Below are 17,927 nucleotides of genomic sequence, written 5' to 3' on the forward strand. Positions count from 1 at the left end.
GACCTACCCTACTGGATAGATCTTTACTTTCTTACAATTTACCTGCTACTGCATCCAACAATTCTTGGATTCTCGCTTGGTTGCTTCCTCCTGCCATGGCCATGTCTGGTTTACCACCACCACGTCCATCAACGATTGGAGCTAATTCTTTAATCACATTACCTGCATGCACCTCTTTTGTCTTGCTGGCTACAAGGACATTGACCTTATCACCGATAGCTGCGACAAGAACAAGAACATCAGAGTAATCTTTTTGTTTCCAGTTATCCGCAAAGGTACGAAGGGCACCTGCATCTGATACAGATACTTGGCTGGCAATGTAACGGTGGCCGTTTGCTTCTTGAACATTCTTGAAGACATCACCTGCCGCCGCTGCTGCTGCTTTTTCCTTCAATTCTGCATTTTCTTTTTGCAATTGACGGAGTTGCTCTTGAAGTCCTTCCACCTTGTGAGGTACTTCTTTGAGTTGAGGAGCTTTCAAGGTTGCTGCGACTGCTTTCAGTGCATCTTCTTGGTCACGATAAGCTTCAAAGGCCTCTTTACCAGTCACTGCCAAGATACGACGAGTTCCTGATCCGATCCCTTCTTCTTTGACAATCTTGAAGAGACCGATTTCAGAAGTATTGCCAACGTGAGTACCACCACAAAGCTCTACTGAATAGTCCCCGATAGTGACTACGCGAACTTCCTTACCATATTTCTCACCAAAGAGGGCCATAGCTCCCATTTCTTTAGCTGTGTCAATATCAGTCTCAACTGTTTCCACTGCGATGGCTTCCCAAATCTTCTCATTGACTTGTTGCTCAATAGCACGCAATTCTTCAAGAGTCACGGCTTGGAAGTGAGTGAAGTCAAAGCGAAGGAATTCTACTTCATTAAGTGAACCTGCTTGAGTAGCATGGTGGCCAAGGATATTATGAAGAGCTGCATGGAGCAAGTGAGTGGCTGTGTGGTTCTTCATGACACGATGACGACGATTGCTATCGATAGCCAAAGTGTATTCTTGGTTCAAAGCAAGAGGAGCAAGAACTTCAACGGTGTGCAATGCTTGTCCGTTTGGTGCTTTTTGAACGTCTGTTACAATCGCTACGACATTTCCTGCAGCATCCAAGATTTGACCATGGTCCGCAACTTGTCCACCCATTTCAGCGTAGAATGGAGTTTCTGCAAAGATAAGTGACGCAGTTCCTTCTGATACAGCTTCTACTTCAGCATTATCAGCTACGATAGCAACCAACTTAGAAGACAATTGACTAGCATTGTAGTTGAAGACACTTTCTACAGTGATGTTTTGAAGGGTTTCGTTTTGCATACCCATAGATCCACCTTTGACTGCAGAGGCACGCGCACGTTCTTGTTGTTCCTTCATGGCTGCTTCGAAGCCTTCACGGTCTACAGTCATACCAGCTTCTTCAGCGATTTCTTCTGTCAATTCCACTGGGAATCCGTATGTATCATAGAGTTTAAAGACATCTTGACCGGCGATGACAGATTGACCTTTTTCTTTCAAGTCTGCTACGATACCTTGGGCAAAGTGTTGACCTGAGTGAAGAGTACGAGCAAATGACTCTTCTTCGCTCTTAACGATTTTCTCAATAAAGTCACGTTTTTCAAGCACTTCTGGGTAGTAGCTTTCCATGATTTTTCCAACAGTTGGAACGAGTTTGTAAAGGAAAGGCTCATTGATACCCAATTTTTGACCATGCATAGAGGCACGACGAAGAAGACGACGGAGGACATAACCACGACCTTCATTTCCAGGAAGGGCACCATCACCAATCGCAAATGAAAGAGAACGGATATGGTCTGCAATAACCTTGAAGCTCATGTTGTCGCCATCTTGGTCGTAAACCTTACCAGATAATTTCTCAACTTCACGAATGATTGGCATGAAGAGGTCTGTTTCAAAGTTTGTCTTAGCCCCTTGGATAACCGCCACCAAACGCTCCAAACCAGCGCCCGTATCAATGTTTTTGTGTGGCAATTCTTTGTACTCGCTACGAGGAACAGCAGGGTCAGCGTTAAATTGTGACAATACAATGTTCCAGATTTCGATATAACGGTCGTTTTCGATATCTTCTGCAAGAAGACGAAGACCGATATTTTCTGGGTCAAAAGCTTCTCCACGGTCGAAGAAGATTTCTGTATCAGGTCCAGAAGGTCCCGCACCGATTTCCCAGAAGTTGTCTTCGATTGGGATCAAATGACTTGGATCTACTCCCACTTCAATCCAGCGGTTGTATGAATCCTTATCATCTGGATAATAAGTCATGTAAAGTTTGTCTTTAGGGAAGTCAAACCACTCAGGACTTGTCAAAAGCTCATAAGCCCATGTAATTGCTTCGTCACGGAAGTAATCCCCGATTGAGAAGTTCCCCAACATTTCAAACATAGTATGGTGACGGGCAGTCTTACCTACGTTTTCGATATCGTTGGTACGGATAGCCTTTTGAGCATTGGTAATACGTGGATTTTCAGGAATGATAGTTCCATCAAAGTATTTTTTAAGAGTAGCAACCCCTGAGTTGATCCACAAAAGTGTTGGGTCGTTTACTGGAACCAAGCTAACGGATGGTTCTACTGAGTGGCCTTTTGTAGCCCAGAAATCAAGCCACATTTGGCGGACTTGTGCACTAGATAATTGTTTCATATGTATCTCCTTTTTACTAATTTGATTGGCTTTCTAGCATTTCCACATAGTCGATAGCGACACAGAGGGAAATGACTAGGTCTGCATAAGATTCGTCATAGACGGTTACGGTATAGGTAGAGGTTAAATGGAAGAGTTCCTTGGTAATCTCAGCAATCACTTGGTCACGGTCGTCCAGCAATTTAAAATTTAAATCCCAGACATTTCCTTCGATGCGAAGGCCGAGATTGTCAAACTCATACTTATCTCTGAAGAAAGTCAACTTCTTTCGGATATAAAAATGATCTCCATTACTGAGTTGAATCTCAAAACGAGGTAGGAAAGTTAAGACTTCCTTACTAATCTCACTGACCTGTTCACCAGCAACATCATAGATGGTAAAGGTTTTAGGAATCTTAAAAAATGAACCTTCAACCTGATAGGCGACATTGCCCATTTCATCCTTGATATCAAAGCGTTCACCACCTAGGCGAAATTTTTGTTTGACAAGAAATGTTCTCATAAACACCTCCAAAAATAAAAGACAAATCCATATCACGAAGGGCGAAAAACCGCGGTACCACCTTCATTCAATGAACTTGTCATTCTTTGATTCTTATGCAATTGTTAGATTGAGTAGCATGATTTTCTATCTTAGATGGCTCGCAGCACCGCCAATTCTCTGAACTAAGATGGGGAGAAAATCAATTCTCAACTTTCTTATTATATCGTTTTTTTAAGCCTGCGTCAACTGGAAATAATCCTCATTTAAATAACCAACTCCCTAAATCTCTGGTTACTTTTTCAGGATATATTTTTTCTTACTACCATTTTTCTTTTTATCCCAACTTTTATTCCAAGCTTTCGAATTGCTATACATAAATACGAAAATATTTGCAAATATAAAGAACCCTATCACCAAATGTATGGAATCAGTTGTTAGGTATTGTCGATCCAAGCCATCCTTTAAATGGAATAGTATAATTGTTTCGTTAACAATCAAAAAGGTTGGCCAATAACTTTTTTTGAAAAAAGTAGACATTTTCATGATTTGTTACCGCTTTCTATTATTATAAACTTAGTATACTACTAGGCTATAAAATAAGCAAATAGGATAGTAAAAATATAAAGCTATACAACTATTCAAAAAACGAACCAGCTGTTACTGATTCGTTTCGTGACTGCTAACTCCTACTTCCGATACATTTTAAATTGTAGGAAGAGGTCGCTATAGATTCCTGTCCATTTATGGTCAAATTTCTCATAAACTTCTAGGTGTTTCATAGTGTCTGCGTCTGGATAGAAAGACTTGTCCTCTTTGGTCTCCTCAGGGAGCATTTCCTTAGCAGCATTGTTTGGTGTTGAATAGCCGACATACTCTGCATTTTTGAGAGCATTTTCGGGTTTCAACATGAAGTTGATGAAGGCATAGGCTGCATCCTGGTTCTTGACTGTTTTGGGAATAACCATATTGTCAAACCAAAGGTTGCTGGCCTCTGTCGGAACGACATAGCGAAGATTTTCATTTTTCTCTAGCATCTGACTAGCTTCACCAGAGAAGGTCACACCGATGGCAGCATTATTCTGAATCATGTAACCCTTCATCTCATCGGCAACAATAGCCTTGATATTCGGTGTTAGCTTATAGAGCTTATCTACCGTTTCTTCCAACTGCTGTGGATCTTTAGAGTTGAGGCTATAGCCTAGTGAGTTAAGACCTAAACCAAGTACTTCACGCGCCCCATCAAAAAGCATAATGGAGTTCTTATACTCTGGCTTCCAAAGGTCGTCCCAATGTTCAGGCGCTTCTTCCACCATAGTTTCATTGTAGACAATTCCCAAGGTCCCCCAGAAGTATGGGATAGAGTACTGGTTGTTGGGATCAAAGGACTGATTGAGAAACTCTGGACCGATATTCTCAATGCCCTCAATCTTACTATAATCCAGTGGAACTAGAAGGTCTTCGTCCTTCATTTTGTTAATCATGTACTCACTTGGGATGGCAATATCATAAGTCGTTCCACCCTGCTTGATTTTCGTGTACATGGCTTCGTTGGAGTCAAAGGTCTCATACTGGACTTGGATTCCTGTTTCTTCTGTAAATTTTTCCAGAAGTTCAGGGGCGATATAGTCTCCCCAGTTGTAGATAACCAATTTTTGACTATCACGGCTATTGATTTTACTGTCAAGATGATAAGAAATTCCCCATAAGACAAGGATAATCGCTAAAATTCCTGCTAAAAATGAATAGAGTCGTTTCATGCTTGCTCCTCCTTCTCACGTGAAATAAAGTAATATCCGACAACTAGGATAATACTAAAGAGAAAGACCAAGGCTGAAAGAGCATTGATTTCCAGCGAAATTCCCTTACGAGCCCGAGAGTAGATCTCGACTGAGAGGGTTGAAAAGCCATTCCCCGTTACAAAGAAGGTCACGGCAAAGTCATCTAGGGAATAGGTGAAAGCCATGAAGTAACCTGCAATGATAGACGGTGTTAGGTAAGGAAGCATAATTTCCTTAAACATCTGGAACTGGCTAGCTCCAAGGTCATAGGCCGCATGGATCATATCCCCATTCATCTCTTTCAATCGAGGCAAGACCATAAGCACTACGATTGGAATGGAGAAGGCCACATGACTAGACAGAACTGTCAAAAATCCAAGTGAAAACTTGAGTTGTGTAAAGAGAATCAAGAAACTAGCACCAATCATAACGTCTGGTGCAACCATCAAAATGTTATTGAGTGATAGGAAGGCTTCTTGATATTTTTTACGTGATTGGTAGATGTAGATAGCACCGAAAGTCCCAATAACAGTCGCAATCAGGGCTGATAGGAAGGCTAGTAAAAAGGTCTGAACCAAGATTAGCATGAGTCTCCCATCGCCAAACATGGTTTCAAAGTGAGACAAACTAAAGCCTGTAAAGCTATTCATATCATCCCCAGCATTGAAGGCATAACCAATCAAGTAAAAGATTGGCAGATAGAGGACGATAAAGACAAAGGCTAGGTAAAGATTTGATAATTTTTTCATCGTTCTCTCCTTTCCTTAGTCACCCACATGGTGATAAACATGGTCAGGATAAGAACAACACCAATAGTTGAACCCATACCGTAATTATCGTTTGTCAGGAAGTTCTGCTCGATGGCAGTCCCCAAGGTGATCACTCGGTTCCCTCCAATCAAACGGGTCAACATAAAGAGACTTAAACTCGGGATAAAGACAGATTGGACACCACTTCGTACTCCATTCATAGAAAGAGGGAAGATGACATGGCGGAAAGTCTCCCATTTGGTCGCACCGAGGTCATAGCTGGCATTAATGAGATTATTATCCATATCATCTAAAACATTGAAGATAGGCAAAATCATAAATGGAAGCTCGATATAGCTTGCGACAAAAATAAATGAGAAATCCGTAAAGAGCAACTGCTGAGAACCGATTCCGATAAATTCTAAGAATTGGTTGATAGAGCCATTTTGCCCAAAAATCCCGATAAAGGCATAGGCCTTAAGCAATAGGTTGATCCAAGTTGGCAAAATGATCAGCATAAGCCATAGTTGACGGTGCTTGAGACGAGTCAAGAAGAGAGCTGTTGGATAGCTGATAAGTAGCGTCACTAGAGTTACAATCCCAGCATAGAGAACTGAGTTAAAGCTCATTTTGAGATAGGTCAAGTTTTGTGACGCAAAATAGGATTTATAGTTTTCTAAACTGAACTGGCCTTCGATGTTGAAAAAGGATTGTCCAAAAATCAAGACCAAGGGTGCCAATACAAAGAGTGCAATCCAAAGCATGTAGGGCACTACAAAGAGTTTAGAGGTTGTTTTCTTCATCTCTTTCCTCCTCGATAGCGTTGATCAAACCTGCTTCTTGCTCTTCGATTTCTACGTACTCTTCGATACGAGCATCGAACTCTTCTTCTGTTTCATTGAGACGCATGATGTGGATGTCTTCTGGTTCAAAGTCCAGACCGATTTCTTCACCAACAATGGCCTTACGAGTTGAGTGAATCATCCATTCATTGCCGAGTTCATCATAGGCGATAATCTCATAGTGAACCCCACGAAAGAGCTGAGTATCGACCTTCACTTGAAGTTTTCCTTCTTCTGGAAGGGTAATGCGCAAGTCTTCTGGACGAATCACGACTTCAACCGGTTCATTTGGCTTCATCCCACCATCGACCGCTTCAAAGCGTTTGCCGTTAAATTCGACCAAGTAATCCTCAATCATGGTTCCTGGCAAGATGTTTGATTCACCGATAAAGGTTGCAACAAAGTGGTTGATTGGCTCATCGTAGATGTCAACTGGTGTTCCTGACTGAACAATTTCACCGTCATTCATAACGAAAATCCAGTCACTCATAGCTAAGGCTTCTTCTTGATCATGGGTAACAAAAACAAAGGTAATGCCCAATCGCTGTTGCAATTCACGCAGTTCGTACTGCATATCTGTTCGCAATTTCAAGTCCAAGGCTGACAAAGGTTCATCCAAGAGGACCACTCGTGGTTGGTTGATAATCGCACGCGCAATTGCTACACGCTGGCGTTGTCCTCCAGAAAGTTTACGGATGGAACGTTTTTCGAAACCTTCCAACTGTACCATCTTGAGAACTTCTAATACACGTTGTTCGATTTCTTTTTTATCGACCTTACGCAAACGCAATGGAAAGGCAACATTTTCGAAGACATTCATATGCGGAAACAAGGCGTAAGATTGGAAGACTGTATGAACATCGCGCTTATTGGTCGGGATATCATTGATTCGCACGCCATCCAGTAAAATATCTCCAGTCGTTGCGTCTAACAAACCAGCGATGATATTGAGAATGGTTGATTTACCTGAACCAGATGCTCCTAATAGTGTGTAGAACTTCCCTTCTTCCAACTCAAAATTAATATCTTTGAGAACCTTTGTGTTGCTATCTTCAAAAACTTTAGAAACGTTTTTGAATTCGATAATTGGTTTTTTCAATTGGCATAAATTCCTTCTTTTTCATAGATTAACAGATCAGGGCTCTGTCAGGCCACCACTACCTCTTGCAGGGAGTTAGGCCTCCTGCATGCATCTTCGCTACCGATAGGCTTTTACCCCCTCTACATTCTTGTTAGTAGCAGCAAAGCTATTTATAGTATTTACTCATGTTCACCCAAGATACGAACTTCTCGCTCGAGAGTAACACCTGAGTGTTCTTTAACCTTTTCAATGACAGACTCAATCAAGTCTTCATAATCTCTGGCAGTTCCATCAGCTATGTTGACCATAAAGCCTGCATGCTTTTCTGAAACTTCGACGCCACCGATACGATAACCCTTCAAACCAGCTTCTGCAATCAATTGTCCAGCAAAATGACCCACTGGACGTTTAAAGACTGAACCACAAGAAGGATACTCTAAAGGTTGCTTGAGTTCACGAAGGTGGGTCAATCGATCCATTTCTTGTTTGATAACTTGGTGATTACCTGGAGCTAAGGCAAACTTAGCAGATAGGACAACTGCTCCTGATGCTTGAATGGCTGAATGACGATAACCAAAGGCCAAGTCTTTAGCAGACAAGGTTTCGATTTCACCTTCCTTAGTCAAGATTTGACAAGACTGGAGAACATGAGCAATCTCACCACCATAGGCGCCAGCATTCATAAAGACTGCACCACCGACGCTTCCTGGAATTCCACAAGCAAACTCAAAACCAGTCAAGCTATGACGGAGTGCAATACGAGTGGTTTCAATCAAGTTAGCTCCAGCTTCTGCCTCGATGGTATAGCCATCAACAGAAACGTTATTAAGCTTGTCACACATGATTACAAAACCACGTACTCCACCTTCACGGACGATAATGTTACTTGCATTTCCAAGAACCATCCAAGGAATGTTTTCCTGATTGGCAAATTTTACCACACGAGCCATCTCGTAGCGATTACGAGGAAATACTAAATAATCTGCCTTCCCTCCAACTTTAGTATAGGTATAAGTTTTTAGCGGTTCATCGAATCGAATATCGATTCCTTCTAAGGTTTCTTTTAGTTTATCTAATACGGTCATTTTTCTAATCCTTTTATAAAATTCATTCCATTATACCATTTTTAGCTCTATTTTTCGATGATTTGGTTAGCTTTTTCAAATGATTGATGTGAATAAAAACACCCCAAGAATTAGATGTATACTGTCTAACTTTTGGGATGCAGTTTAAAAAAAGATTTTTTATATTGAATCTATCTGAATTTGAAGAAATCAATAAGACTATCCTAAATAGAATGTATTCTAATCAGTTGGATGATTTTCCCAGCCTTGACGATAAAATTTAGGACTTATAGAGAAAAAATTCTTAAAAGCCTTTGAAAAGACTAGCTGATCCTGATATCCAACTTCCATGGTAATTTCTTTTATAGACAAATCTGTATCAGTTAGGAGAGTTCTTGCCTTTAGCAGACGGGTTTCAAGGAGAAATTGCTGAGGAGATTTATGGTAATGTTTCTTAAATTGACGAAACAAGGTGCTACGACTGAGTCCGACTTGGGATGCCAAGTCCTGAATAGAGATATCTTGTGCATACTGCTGTAACAAAATTTGTGCAGCTTTCTCGACAGGGAGTTGAATAATGCTCAGTGGCATTTCAGCTGGAAATTCTTCCTGCAGATAGTAGAGGAAGGTAAAAACTTGCATCCGGTACCAGCTTTCCTTTTGCTTATTTTCTGCCGTTTTGTGACAAATGTCTTCAATGATTCTCCTACTTTGAAAATGACTACAAAAATGACAAACAGGCTCAGAAAAGACTCGTGTGTTGTGGAGGTATTCGGTCAGTTTTTCACCAGAAAATCCCAACCAATAGGTTGTCCAAGGATCTTCTTGATTAGCCCAATAGCGCACTTTTTGTCCTTTTTTTAGGATAAAACCATCATTTTTCTCCAAAGAATAGGTTTGACCATCAACTTCCAAGTAACCTTTCCCTTCGCAAATCCAGTGAATGACAAAATCCTGAAAAACAGTATAATCGTAAAACGGAAAGTTAGAATAATCATCAATTCCACATTCTTCTAAATAAAATTCCTTGGATGATTCTTTAAAATAGTTCCAAAGTTTCATAAATACTTTCTCCTTGCAACATAAGTGCATATTTCTTCATCATGAACTTCTAGAAAAGCGATAAACGTTGGTTTATAATGGGCCAAGAAAGGAGAACGTATGAAAAAATCGTATAAATCTAGTATAGTAGGGCTCAGCCTCAGTAATCAAATTATCTCTATCACCATCACAGGTGACTTCATGATTCTTTTTATGAGTCAGATTTTAGGGTTTAGTGATTTGCAAAATAGCTGGCTGATTACCATGCTGCCCATTATTGCCCTTGTCCGCATTCCCTTGTCTTATCTGATGCGAAGGAAAAATCTCCTTGACTTAATGCGGTGGAGTGTACTGTCTAAGCTGTGTTTGATAGCAATATTAGTGGTAATTCCCTATGAAAGAGTGACTTTTTCTATCTACACTGTTTTTCTAGTTCTGTATCAGATAACCGTGGAGCTAGGCTTTGGACTGGCTTGGAATCCTTTGATACTATTGGTAACAGAAGAAAAATCCCGTGCAAAATTTCTCAGTCACTTAGGTTTATTTCAGCTGGTAACTAGCTTTTATACTCTCCTTATTTCCTTTTGTATCGGAAAGGAGCTGACTTCATTCCATTATCGTTGCCTACTGGGAATTGCACTTGTTAGTCTAATCTTGCAGTTTATCCTTTTGAAACAGTTACAGACTGACTATCATTTGTTTCAAAATCACCAAGAAACAGGGCGGATGGATTGGCAAGTTTTGAAAAAACAAATCTGGTACCATCTACGTATCCTACTTTTGGATAGCTTGATTTTATATATAACCTTAACCATGAATGTCCTCTATATGGTACAAGTATTGCACCTATCCGCAAACCTTGTATCTTTGTATTCAAGTATGAGCCTGTTGGGAAATGTACTGGCCCTTGCTCTTGCAGGTCCTTGTTTTGAGAAAAGACGTTCTTTGTTTTTCACAATCTTGTTAGTGATGACGGGATGCGAGATTCTTTTGATATTCTTTCTTCCCCATGATGCTGCATCCTATACAGTTTTTTGGAGCATCGGTTGGGGCGTGTTAAATGGAGCTGTCGGAGCTCTATGGGGACTCTACATTTCCCTAGTCAAACACCAGGCAGCTAGCCCCAGTCCCTTTACTATTTGGAATATTTATCAGGGAATTGCCTATCTTGTTAGTGTACTAGTCTTTTATCTCTCTGGCAACTTGGTACACCTATCTAGTTCTAGCTCAGAGTTTGATCCTTATCGTCTGGTTTTAATTGCCTGCCTAAGCATCTGCATCCTAGTTTGTTTACGGATGCTGTATAAAAGAAAAATAGGTCTCAAGTGACGGTTGTCGCTTTAGCCTATTTTATCATCGTATGATAAACTCCGATTGTAGGATAATGGTCCGTTTTTCGTCCGAGAGTGCTTGTTTGAAACTTTCCTGACCGAGTTGGTAGGATTTGTTATCAATGGTAGGAATGCCAAGCACTTCTCCTGTTAATTGCTTCTCTTGGCCAATCAACAAGGGTAATTCAAGATTTTTCTCCTGATAGTAACGAACTACACCAGTTGCTACATCATCTCCATTGCTAAAAATACAGTCTAAATCATGCTTAATCAAGCTGTCTCCTTGTTCATAAGCATCCTCTCCTGTGGAAATTCCGTCCAAAATCAGAGGTTCCTCTTTCTCACCAAAGACTTCCTTATAAGCTTCCATGGTTAGACGATAAGTAGAACTTTTTAAGTCTTTTCGGGTAAATAGCAAAGCAATCTTGCTTTTCCCCTGGTCTTTAATCCAGTTGAAGGCTGTCTTGCAGGCATGGGTCCTGTTCACATAGACGCTGCTCAGATTGGGTTCCTGCACTTCTTCACAGCAGACAATGTTGCCATACTTAGCGTAAGAAGCAATGGTTTCTATGTCAACACTGCGAGAGGTGAAAATCAGACTGTCGAAGGCCCGTCCTCGAAGTTGCTCCAGGTAATTTTTTTCCAAATCTATATCATATCGCGAAGGTAGGATGAGCAGGGTGTGGTTATGAGCCAAGGCTGCATCCAAAAGCCCATTCAGTAACTGACTGAAATATGGATGGAGTGTCGTGTAGGGAATAACCACACCAACCCTACGAGTCGAACCCGAACTTAATTCCTGAGCTAGGATGTTGGGACGATAGTCCAATTCCTCCATAATTTGCAAAATTTTCTGGCGAGCTTCCTCTGAAACATGAGGATGGTTATTAATAACCCGTGATACGCTAGAAACAGAATAGCCACTCAGTTTGGCAATTTTTCGAATATTTGTCATTGTTTTCTTTCTATGGGAGGATTGAAGCCCTCCAAACACGTGATTAGTTCAATTTTTTAAGATACTTACGTATACCATAGCCGACACCGTGATCATCATTGCTACGCGTAACCTTATAAGCTAGCTCTTTGATGTCAGGAAATGCATTGTCCATGACGATAGGAAATCCCACCATTTCGAACATTGGGATGTCATTATGCCCATCACCAAAGGCAGCAGTCTGGCTCTTGTCAAGCCCCTCTTTTTTGAGAATATAGGCAATCCCTTTTGATTTTTTAGCAGTTTTGCTAGTAATTTCCAGATGATACTGACCAGATCGAAGAATGCTGACCTCACCTAAATCTAAAGATTGTAAATATTTCTCCAAAGCTAATAGTTTGTCATTCTCTAGGGCAATCATCATAATCTTGAAAGTATTATCCTTGGCAGTAAGAAACTCAGCCTCGATTTGTAGTGTTGGTTTTTGGCGCGTGATTCTGTGTTCTAGACGAATTCCTTCATCTATTGTATCACAATACCAGTGCGTCATATCATAATAGCTGATACTAATGTGTGGAAAATGCTTGCGCACTGCCTGTAAAATAGTCTGTGCTGTCTTTCTAGGAAGGATATCTGTATGAAGGGGTTTGACTTTCCCCTCCACAAGTTGATAAATCAAACCGCCGTTAAAGGCAACTTGAGGTCCAGTCAACTGGAGTTCCTCTATAGCCTCTCGCATTTCCATGGGAGCTCGAGCAGAAACTAGAGTTAAAGGAATTTGGGCATCACGGATAGCCTTGCTATTCTCGCTAGAAACGCGGCCCTCAGAATTTAGAAGGGTGCCGTCCATATCTGAAAAAATACGTTTGATGGTCATAATTTTGTCCTCTTTTCTTCTTTATCCGCTAGCGTGTGATAGGTCGGTTTAAATGCGCATTCCCAACCTTTGATACCATTTTACATTCTGGAACGCGTTCCATGTCAAGAGGAAAATGAAATAAATTTTATTTTTTTTGTAGTCTTTGACAGAGTTGATGTTGAGGTGGTAAATAGTATATCTTCCATTAAGCAGCTTGTCCAAGCACAGTTTGTAAAAACTAATTCCTATCTGCTTGCAGTAGTCACTACTTTAAATTTTAGGTAAGCGAAAAAAATTACAAAGAGCTAATAAACAGACAAATAACAGAGATAACAGAGAACAATAAAAAGAGGTTTCCCTCTTTTTATGATGATTTTTTCCAAAATGTAGATTTTGTCAGCCAGACAAAAGCCAGAAGTTCTACAAGAAGAATAACCTCCACTAGAAGTGGATTTGACAACCAACCAACTTGAGATAGGCTCGGAGCCAAATCAAATAGGGCGTGTAAACCATAAGCAGCTACTAGGTAAATCCATTTCTTTTGGCGAACTGCTTGATAAACCCAGAAGGTCAAGCCGACTTGAAGAAGCAAGGCTAGGATTCTCTCTAGTCCCAAAAGGTAAATCTGCCATGCTGCTAGATTGTTAATCGTAGCAAGCGTGCTTTCAGGCAAGAGTTGCATGATGTTTGGATTTTGAGATTCTACGGCTGAAAAGAGGATGAAGAGATTGAGTAAACTTGCAATCCCGATATAGATCAACTCTAAACCACCATGCCCCAATCCATAAGCAAGAGCATCTGAATCTTCCAAAGTTCTTTTCTTCTCCAACCATTTAAAGAAAATAAGTCGAGCTGTTTCTTCAAACAAAGCAGCCATACAAATCCCGTAAATCACATAGAGAAGAGGATTTCCCGTCATGAGTGGAACTGTCCCATCCTTTTGTGGGTGGAGAACCAAGAGATGAACGATTTTTTCCAAGACTTGAGAAGAAGCAAAAAATGCAACTGCCCCAAGTCCCAAAACTGCAAAATTAATCTTATATTGCTTTCTTGCATACCAAACTGCTGCAATGAGGATGGCAAATAAAGCCAGCATCGTTATTATTACATGAATTTTCATATTTGACTCCTTTTATTCTGCCTGTTCGATATCTTTTTTCATCTCGTCAACATTAAACTTAGCAAATAGATACTGACGGTCTTGAACAGGAAAACGTTGATCCAACTGGTCAACAGCTCCCACCTCTACAATCCCTTCCTTGATGACAAAGTCCATCACGTGGCCACCAAAGGTTAGATCATCTGAGATAAAGTGCAAATGATAACCAGCAACGCTAACTCCATGGAAAATTTCAGGTGTCCAAAAACCAACGATAGTTCCTGAGACATTGTCACAGCTATATTCAGGCTGATGCGTCGCAACCTCAGCAAACTTCGTTTCAGTTGTTGATTTTGGAATCATACGAACATGCATATGCTTAAAATCACCATGAATCTTAATCGAACGAAATAGATTTTCTCCATCATAATAGGACTCAATACGTTTTTCAAGTTCCTGATCAGTCATTTCAAAACGCTGGCGGAAAATAACTTCTGCCTGGTGGGGTACAACTGCTGCATAGGGGATCAAAGCTTCTGGTGAAACTTCCACAATTTCAGGTTTCTCACCTGATCCCTTAGCCTGATAAGCTTTCCCATCTAAGACAATCAATTCTCCATCGATAGAATCCAGGGTTCCTAGTCCTAAATTTCCATGTTCAAGCAATTCACCCACGGTCATGGTTCCACCGTAAAGTCCAGCCATCAAGGCTCCCAAAGTATTGTATTGGAATAATTTAACTGGTTCTTGCACCTTTATCATCTCACTCTTCTTTGAAAATTTTACTTACTAAGTATATCACATTTCTGATTAGAATTGAATGCTAGACTGCCTTTTAATACTCAATGAAAATCAAAGAGCAAACTAGGAAACTAGCCGCAGGTTACTCAAAACACTGCTTTGAGATTGTGGATAGAACTGACGAAGTCAGCTCAAAACACTGTTTTGAGGTTGTGGATAGAACTGACGAAGTCAGTAACCATACCTACGGCACGGCGACGTTGACGCGGTTTGAAGAGATTTTCGAAGAGTATAACATTGCCAAACTTCTAAAAAAAAGGTACAATGTAACAAAATCATGAGAGGTCTGGGATGAAGCAAGAAAGCAAGTATGAACAAGTCGTTCACTATCTAAAAAATGAGATAGAATCAGGTAGATTTCCAACTGGAAATCGCCTACCATCTATCCGAAGACTCAGTCAAGATTTTCACTGTAGCAAAGACACCATACAGCGCGCACTCTTAGAACTCCGATACCAGAAATATATCTACTCCAAACCTCAAAGTGGTTATTATGTATTGGAGCAACAAACCAGTCATGAAGATCTAATTATCTCAGTCAATGATGAACACGCAGCTGCCTATGATGATTTTCGTCTTTGTGTCAACGAAAGCTTGATTGGACGAGAAAATTATCTCTACAACTACTATGAACACCAAGAAGGCTTAGAAGAATTACGCCAGTCCGTTCAGACTTTGCTCTTTGATCAAGCCATTTATAGTAAGGCAGACCAGTTGGTCATGACGTCTGGAACCCAACAAGCACTGTTTATTCTTTCTCAGATTGATTTTCCAGGTCAAGCTCAGGAAATACTGGTCGAACAACCGACCTATCATCGAATGAACCAGCTGCTACTAGCTCAAAATCTTCCCTTTCAAACCATTGAACGTCGGGTGGATGGCATCGACCTGAAAGAACTTGAGGAGCATTTTAAAAGTGGAAAGATTAAGTTTTTCTATACCATTCCCCGTTTCCACTATCCTCTGGGGCATTCTTATTCTGAAGAGGAAAAACTTGCTATCCTTGACTTAGCTGCAAAATATCAGATTTATATCGTTGAGGATGACTACCTGGGTGACTTGGATCCTAAAATGGGTCAAACCTTTCATTATTTGGACCAGCATGATTTGGTCATCTATATCAAGTCCTTTTCTACGAGTCTATTTCCTGCCCTTCGGATTACCGCCCTTCTTCTTCCAAACACTATCAAGGAAGCTTTTGTAACCTATAAAAACATTCTCGACTATGACAACAACCTTATCATGCAAAAGGCTCTATCACTCTATATTGATAGTCAACTCTTTGAAAAAAACAGACTAGCACGATTGGCACTGCAAGAAAAAAGTCAGGAGCACATCCAACAACTCTTACAAAGCTATCCTATTTCCCTACCAAGCTATCCACTTCATGATGGGCTTTTGCTTGATCTCAGGAACTATCCTAGCATCGCTAGTCTTAAACATAGTCCTCTAGAACTCGACTTCTTTGAATCTTCCTATCTAGCGAACTGCCCTTATCACTTTGCAAAAGTCCCCCTAGAAAATATTGAAGAAACATTAAGCTATTTAAAAACAGAGCTGGACTGAAATCCAACTCTGTTATTTTTTATTGTTCTACTTCTGTTAGCTTAGCAGCTTTTTCAAGATAAGTTTGGTAAGTTCCGTCATCTTTCAGTTTTTGGATGACCTTATCAACTACTTCTTTCAAATCTGAGTTACCTTTTTTGATAGCTACGGCATTTGCTTCGCCTTCTTTCATAGTCAAGCTTACTGTAGCTACAGCCAAATCTGAGTTCTTAGCAGCATAGCTTAGTGCTACTGGCTCATCCATATGAACGGCATCTACTTTACTAGATTGAAGCTCGTTGACTGCTTCGCCCATGTTTGTCAAAGAAGTCAACTGTGCCTTTGGAAGTTGCTCTTTAACCATAGATTCAGGAACAGTCCCTTTCTGAGCTGCAATATTAGCACTTGCTAGAGAGTCCAAATCCTTGTATTTTTCAAGATCTGACTTTCTGATAAGGAAGCTAATTTTATTTTCATAGTAAGGAATTGAGAAATCAAAGACTTCTTGTCTTTCTTCAGTTGCACTGATTCCCGCAATGGCCAAATCAGCCTTACCTGTCTGAAGACTAGTCAAGACATTATCAAAGCTCATGCTTGAAATTTCCAATTTCACTCCAAGTTCATCAGCGATTGCTTGCGCCATGTCAATATCAGCACCTACGACTTGGTTCTTACCATCTACAAGGGATTGAAACTCAAAGGGAGCATAGTCTGGACTAGTTGCGACCACTAATTTCCCTTTTTGCTTGATGGCCTCCACTGCAGACTGTGAGCTTGAGCTAGACGATTGGCAAGCTACTAAAAAGAAGCTTGCAAGAAAACTACATAAGACAAATATCCATTTTTTAAAATTCATAAATAAACAACCTCTCTGTTAATTTTGTATAATTATAACTCTATAAACTTTGTTTGTCAAGCATATTCTAAATTTTTATGAAATATTTTCAATTTTTGTTTCAAAAAAGGAGCTTTTACTTACTAACAAGCTCCTTTTTTTGCATAATTAATCAATCTTACAATTCAACAATCTTACCTGTTTCAAAGTAAACAACCCATTCACAGATATTTTTGGCATAGTCACCAATGCGCTCCAAGTAAGAGATAACTTGGAAATAATCACGACCCGTGATGATGGCTTCAGGATGCTTCTTGATTTCCTCTGTAGCAAGGTCTCGAATATTATCAAAGTAATGGTTGATATTTTCATCCATGGTTGCAACTTCATAGGCTTGATCCACAGAACCATTCAAATAAAGTTCTAAAGCGGCTTCAACAAAGTTTTTTACTTCACGACCCATTTTTTTAATTTCTTCTTCAACTGCAGGGATACGTTGCTCACCCTTCATACGAATCGTTGCTTTTGCGATAGATACTGCATGGTCTCCCATACGTTCTAGGTCTGAGACAGCTTTTAAAACTGTCAAAACTGTACGTAAGTCTTGTGAAACTGGCTGTTGTAGGGCAATCATTTCAAATGATTTCTTTTCAAGTTTCACTTCGTATTCGTTTACTTCTGCATCTTCCTCAATAACTTCTTTAGCCATGTCACGGTCATGCGTTACAAAAGCACGTACGGTACGATTGATTTGGGAAAGAACTTCTTGTCCCATAGCATAAAACTGATTATGCAATTTCTCTAAATCTTCTTCAAATTGAGATCGTAACATCT

At 40.2% G+C, this 17,927-nt stretch carries 17 protein-coding genes; 2 read left to right on the forward strand and 15 right to left on the reverse strand.

Going from position 1 to position 17,927, the window contains the following annotated elements:
• Positions 1-31: 31 nt before the first annotated feature.
• The 9 genes from alaS to PCY08_RS08090 form a co-directional block, all read right to left on the reverse strand.
• Positions 32-2,650, reverse strand: coding sequence for an alanine--tRNA ligase (gene alaS, locus PCY08_RS08050; RefSeq protein ID WP_301560015.1), 2,619 nt, complete (start codon positions 2,648-2,650; stop codon positions 32-34).
• Positions 2,651-2,666: 16 nt separating this feature from the next.
• Complete coding sequence (locus tag PCY08_RS08055) at positions 2,667-3,152, reverse strand: LURP-one-related family protein (RefSeq protein ID WP_001258742.1); 486 nt, start codon at positions 3,150-3,152, stop codon at positions 2,667-2,669.
• Between the two features lie 273 nt (positions 3,153-3,425).
• The gene (locus PCY08_RS08060) at positions 3,426-3,677 is read right to left on the reverse strand and encodes a hypothetical protein (protein ID WP_301560016.1); all 252 of its coding nucleotides are present in this window, start codon (positions 3,675-3,677) and stop codon (positions 3,426-3,428) included.
• Positions 3,678-3,820: 143 nt separating this feature from the next.
• Entirely contained in the window at positions 3,821-4,891 is a 1,071-nt protein-coding gene (locus PCY08_RS08065) for an ABC transporter substrate-binding protein (protein WP_049508863.1), read from the reverse strand.
• Entirely contained in the window at positions 4,888-5,661 is a 774-nt protein-coding gene (locus PCY08_RS08070; RefSeq protein WP_045763347.1) for an ABC transporter permease, read from the reverse strand. The genes PCY08_RS08065 and PCY08_RS08070 overlap by 4 nt, the downstream gene beginning before the upstream one ends.
• A complete protein-coding gene (locus PCY08_RS08075) occupies positions 5,658-6,464 on the reverse strand; it encodes an ABC transporter permease (protein WP_000754116.1) in 807 nt (268 codons plus the stop codon). The genes PCY08_RS08070 and PCY08_RS08075 overlap by 4 nt, the downstream gene beginning before the upstream one ends.
• Complete coding sequence (locus PCY08_RS08080) at positions 6,445-7,602, reverse strand: ABC transporter ATP-binding protein (RefSeq protein ID WP_045763348.1); 1,158 nt, start codon at positions 7,600-7,602, stop codon at positions 6,445-6,447. Before PCY08_RS08080 ends, PCY08_RS08075 begins: the two co-directional genes overlap by 20 nt.
• 161 nt (positions 7,603-7,763) lie before the next feature.
• The gene (murB, locus tag PCY08_RS08085) at positions 7,764-8,669 is read right to left on the reverse strand and encodes a UDP-N-acetylmuramate dehydrogenase (RefSeq protein WP_045763349.1); all 906 of its coding nucleotides are present in this window, start codon (positions 8,667-8,669) and stop codon (positions 7,764-7,766) included.
• Positions 8,670-8,888: 219 nt separating this feature from the next.
• On the reverse strand, positions 8,889-9,710 hold the full coding sequence (locus PCY08_RS08090; RefSeq protein WP_045763350.1) for an AraC family transcriptional regulator: 822 nt from the start codon (positions 9,708-9,710) through the stop codon (positions 8,889-8,891).
• 99 nt (positions 9,711-9,809) lie between these two features.
• On the opposite strand from PCY08_RS08090, the gene PCY08_RS08095 reads away from it, so the two are divergent.
• Positions 9,810-11,018, forward strand: coding sequence for a hypothetical protein (locus PCY08_RS08095; RefSeq protein WP_045763351.1), 1,209 nt, complete (start codon positions 9,810-9,812; stop codon positions 11,016-11,018).
• Between the two features lie 24 nt (positions 11,019-11,042).
• On the opposite strand, the gene PCY08_RS08100 is transcribed toward PCY08_RS08095, so the two are convergent.
• The 4 genes from PCY08_RS08100 to budA all read right to left on the reverse strand — a co-directional run bounded on the left by PCY08_RS08100 (position 11,043) and on the right by budA (position 14,674).
• Positions 11,043-11,975, reverse strand: a complete 933-nt coding sequence (locus tag PCY08_RS08100) for a LacI family DNA-binding transcriptional regulator (protein WP_045763352.1) — start codon at positions 11,973-11,975, stop codon at positions 11,043-11,045.
• Positions 11,976-12,018: 43 nt separating this feature from the next.
• Positions 12,019-12,831, reverse strand: a complete 813-nt coding sequence (locus PCY08_RS08105) for a Cof-type HAD-IIB family hydrolase (protein WP_045763353.1) — start codon at positions 12,829-12,831, stop codon at positions 12,019-12,021.
• Positions 12,832-13,177: 346 nt separating this feature from the next.
• On the reverse strand, positions 13,178-13,933 hold the full coding sequence (locus PCY08_RS08110; RefSeq protein ID WP_045763354.1) for a YhfC family intramembrane metalloprotease: 756 nt from the start codon (positions 13,931-13,933) through the stop codon (positions 13,178-13,180).
• A gap of 12 nt (positions 13,934-13,945) precedes the next feature.
• Positions 13,946-14,674 (reverse strand): acetolactate decarboxylase, encoded by a 729-nt coding sequence (gene budA, locus PCY08_RS08115; protein WP_045763355.1) that lies wholly within the window; start codon positions 14,672-14,674, stop codon positions 13,946-13,948.
• Between the two features lie 330 nt (positions 14,675-15,004).
• Here budA and PCY08_RS08120 point away from each other — a divergent pair, with 330 nt between their 5' ends.
• A complete protein-coding gene (locus PCY08_RS08120) occupies positions 15,005-16,279 on the forward strand; it encodes a PLP-dependent aminotransferase family protein (protein WP_045763357.1) in 1,275 nt (424 codons plus the stop codon).
• A 19-nt stretch (positions 16,280-16,298) separates the two neighbouring features.
• Here PCY08_RS08120 and PCY08_RS08125 read toward each other — a convergent pair whose 3' ends face one another.
• Positions 16,299-17,114, reverse strand: a complete 816-nt coding sequence (locus PCY08_RS08125; RefSeq protein WP_045763358.1) for an ABC transporter substrate-binding protein — start codon at positions 17,112-17,114, stop codon at positions 16,299-16,301.
• Positions 17,115-17,271: 157 nt separating this feature from the next.
• Positions 17,272-17,925: a phosphate signaling complex protein PhoU gene (gene phoU / locus PCY08_RS08130; RefSeq protein ID WP_301560017.1), complete on the reverse strand. Its 654-nt coding sequence runs from the start codon at positions 17,923-17,925 to the stop codon at positions 17,272-17,274.
• Positions 17,926-17,927: the final 2 nt, after the last annotated feature.

Source organism: Streptococcus sp. SO4 (assembly GCF_030440055.1).
GTDB lineage: Bacteria > Bacillota > Bacilli > Lactobacillales > Streptococcaceae > Streptococcus > Streptococcus nidrosiense.

Excerpts from the sequence above, each read along its gene's own strand:
- alaS (WP_301560015.1), bottom strand. The coding sequence starts at position 2,650 with ATGAAACAATTATCTAGTGCACAAGTCCGCCAAATGTGGCTTGATTTC.
- PCY08_RS08055 (WP_001258742.1), bottom strand. The coding sequence starts at position 3,152 with ATGAGAACATTTCTTGTCAAACAAAAATTTCGCCTAGGTGGTGAACGC.
- PCY08_RS08060 (WP_301560016.1), bottom strand. The coding sequence starts at position 3,677 with ATGAAAATGTCTACTTTTTTCAAAAAAAGTTATTGGCCAACCTTTTTG.
- PCY08_RS08065 (WP_049508863.1), bottom strand. The coding sequence starts at position 4,891 with ATGAAACGACTCTATTCATTTTTAGCAGGAATTTTAGCGATTATCCTT.
- PCY08_RS08070 (WP_045763347.1), bottom strand. The coding sequence starts at position 5,661 with ATGAAAAAATTATCAAATCTTTACCTAGCCTTTGTCTTTATCGTCCTC.
- PCY08_RS08075 (WP_000754116.1), bottom strand. The coding sequence starts at position 6,464 with ATGAAGAAAACAACCTCTAAACTCTTTGTAGTGCCCTACATGCTTTGG.
- murB (WP_045763349.1), bottom strand. The coding sequence starts at position 8,669 with ATGACCGTATTAGATAAACTAAAAGAAACCTTAGAAGGAATCGATATT.
- PCY08_RS08090 (WP_045763350.1), bottom strand. The coding sequence starts at position 9,710 with ATGAAACTTTGGAACTATTTTAAAGAATCATCCAAGGAATTTTATTTA.
- PCY08_RS08095 (WP_045763351.1), top strand. The coding sequence starts at position 9,810 with ATGAAAAAATCGTATAAATCTAGTATAGTAGGGCTCAGCCTCAGTAAT.
- PCY08_RS08100 (WP_045763352.1), bottom strand. The coding sequence starts at position 11,975 with ATGACAAATATTCGAAAAATTGCCAAACTGAGTGGCTATTCTGTTTCT.
- PCY08_RS08105 (WP_045763353.1), bottom strand. The coding sequence starts at position 12,831 with ATGACCATCAAACGTATTTTTTCAGATATGGACGGCACCCTTCTAAAT.
- PCY08_RS08110 (WP_045763354.1), bottom strand. The coding sequence starts at position 13,933 with ATGAAAATTCATGTAATAATAACGATGCTGGCTTTATTTGCCATCCTC.
- budA (WP_045763355.1), bottom strand. The coding sequence starts at position 14,674 with ATGATAAAGGTGCAAGAACCAGTTAAATTATTCCAATACAATACTTTG.
- PCY08_RS08120 (WP_045763357.1), top strand. The coding sequence starts at position 15,005 with ATGAAGCAAGAAAGCAAGTATGAACAAGTCGTTCACTATCTAAAAAAT.
- PCY08_RS08125 (WP_045763358.1), bottom strand. The coding sequence starts at position 17,114 with ATGAATTTTAAAAAATGGATATTTGTCTTATGTAGTTTTCTTGCAAGC.
- phoU (WP_301560017.1), bottom strand. The coding sequence starts at position 17,925 with ATGTTACGATCTCAATTTGAAGAAGATTTAGAGAAATTGCATAATCAG.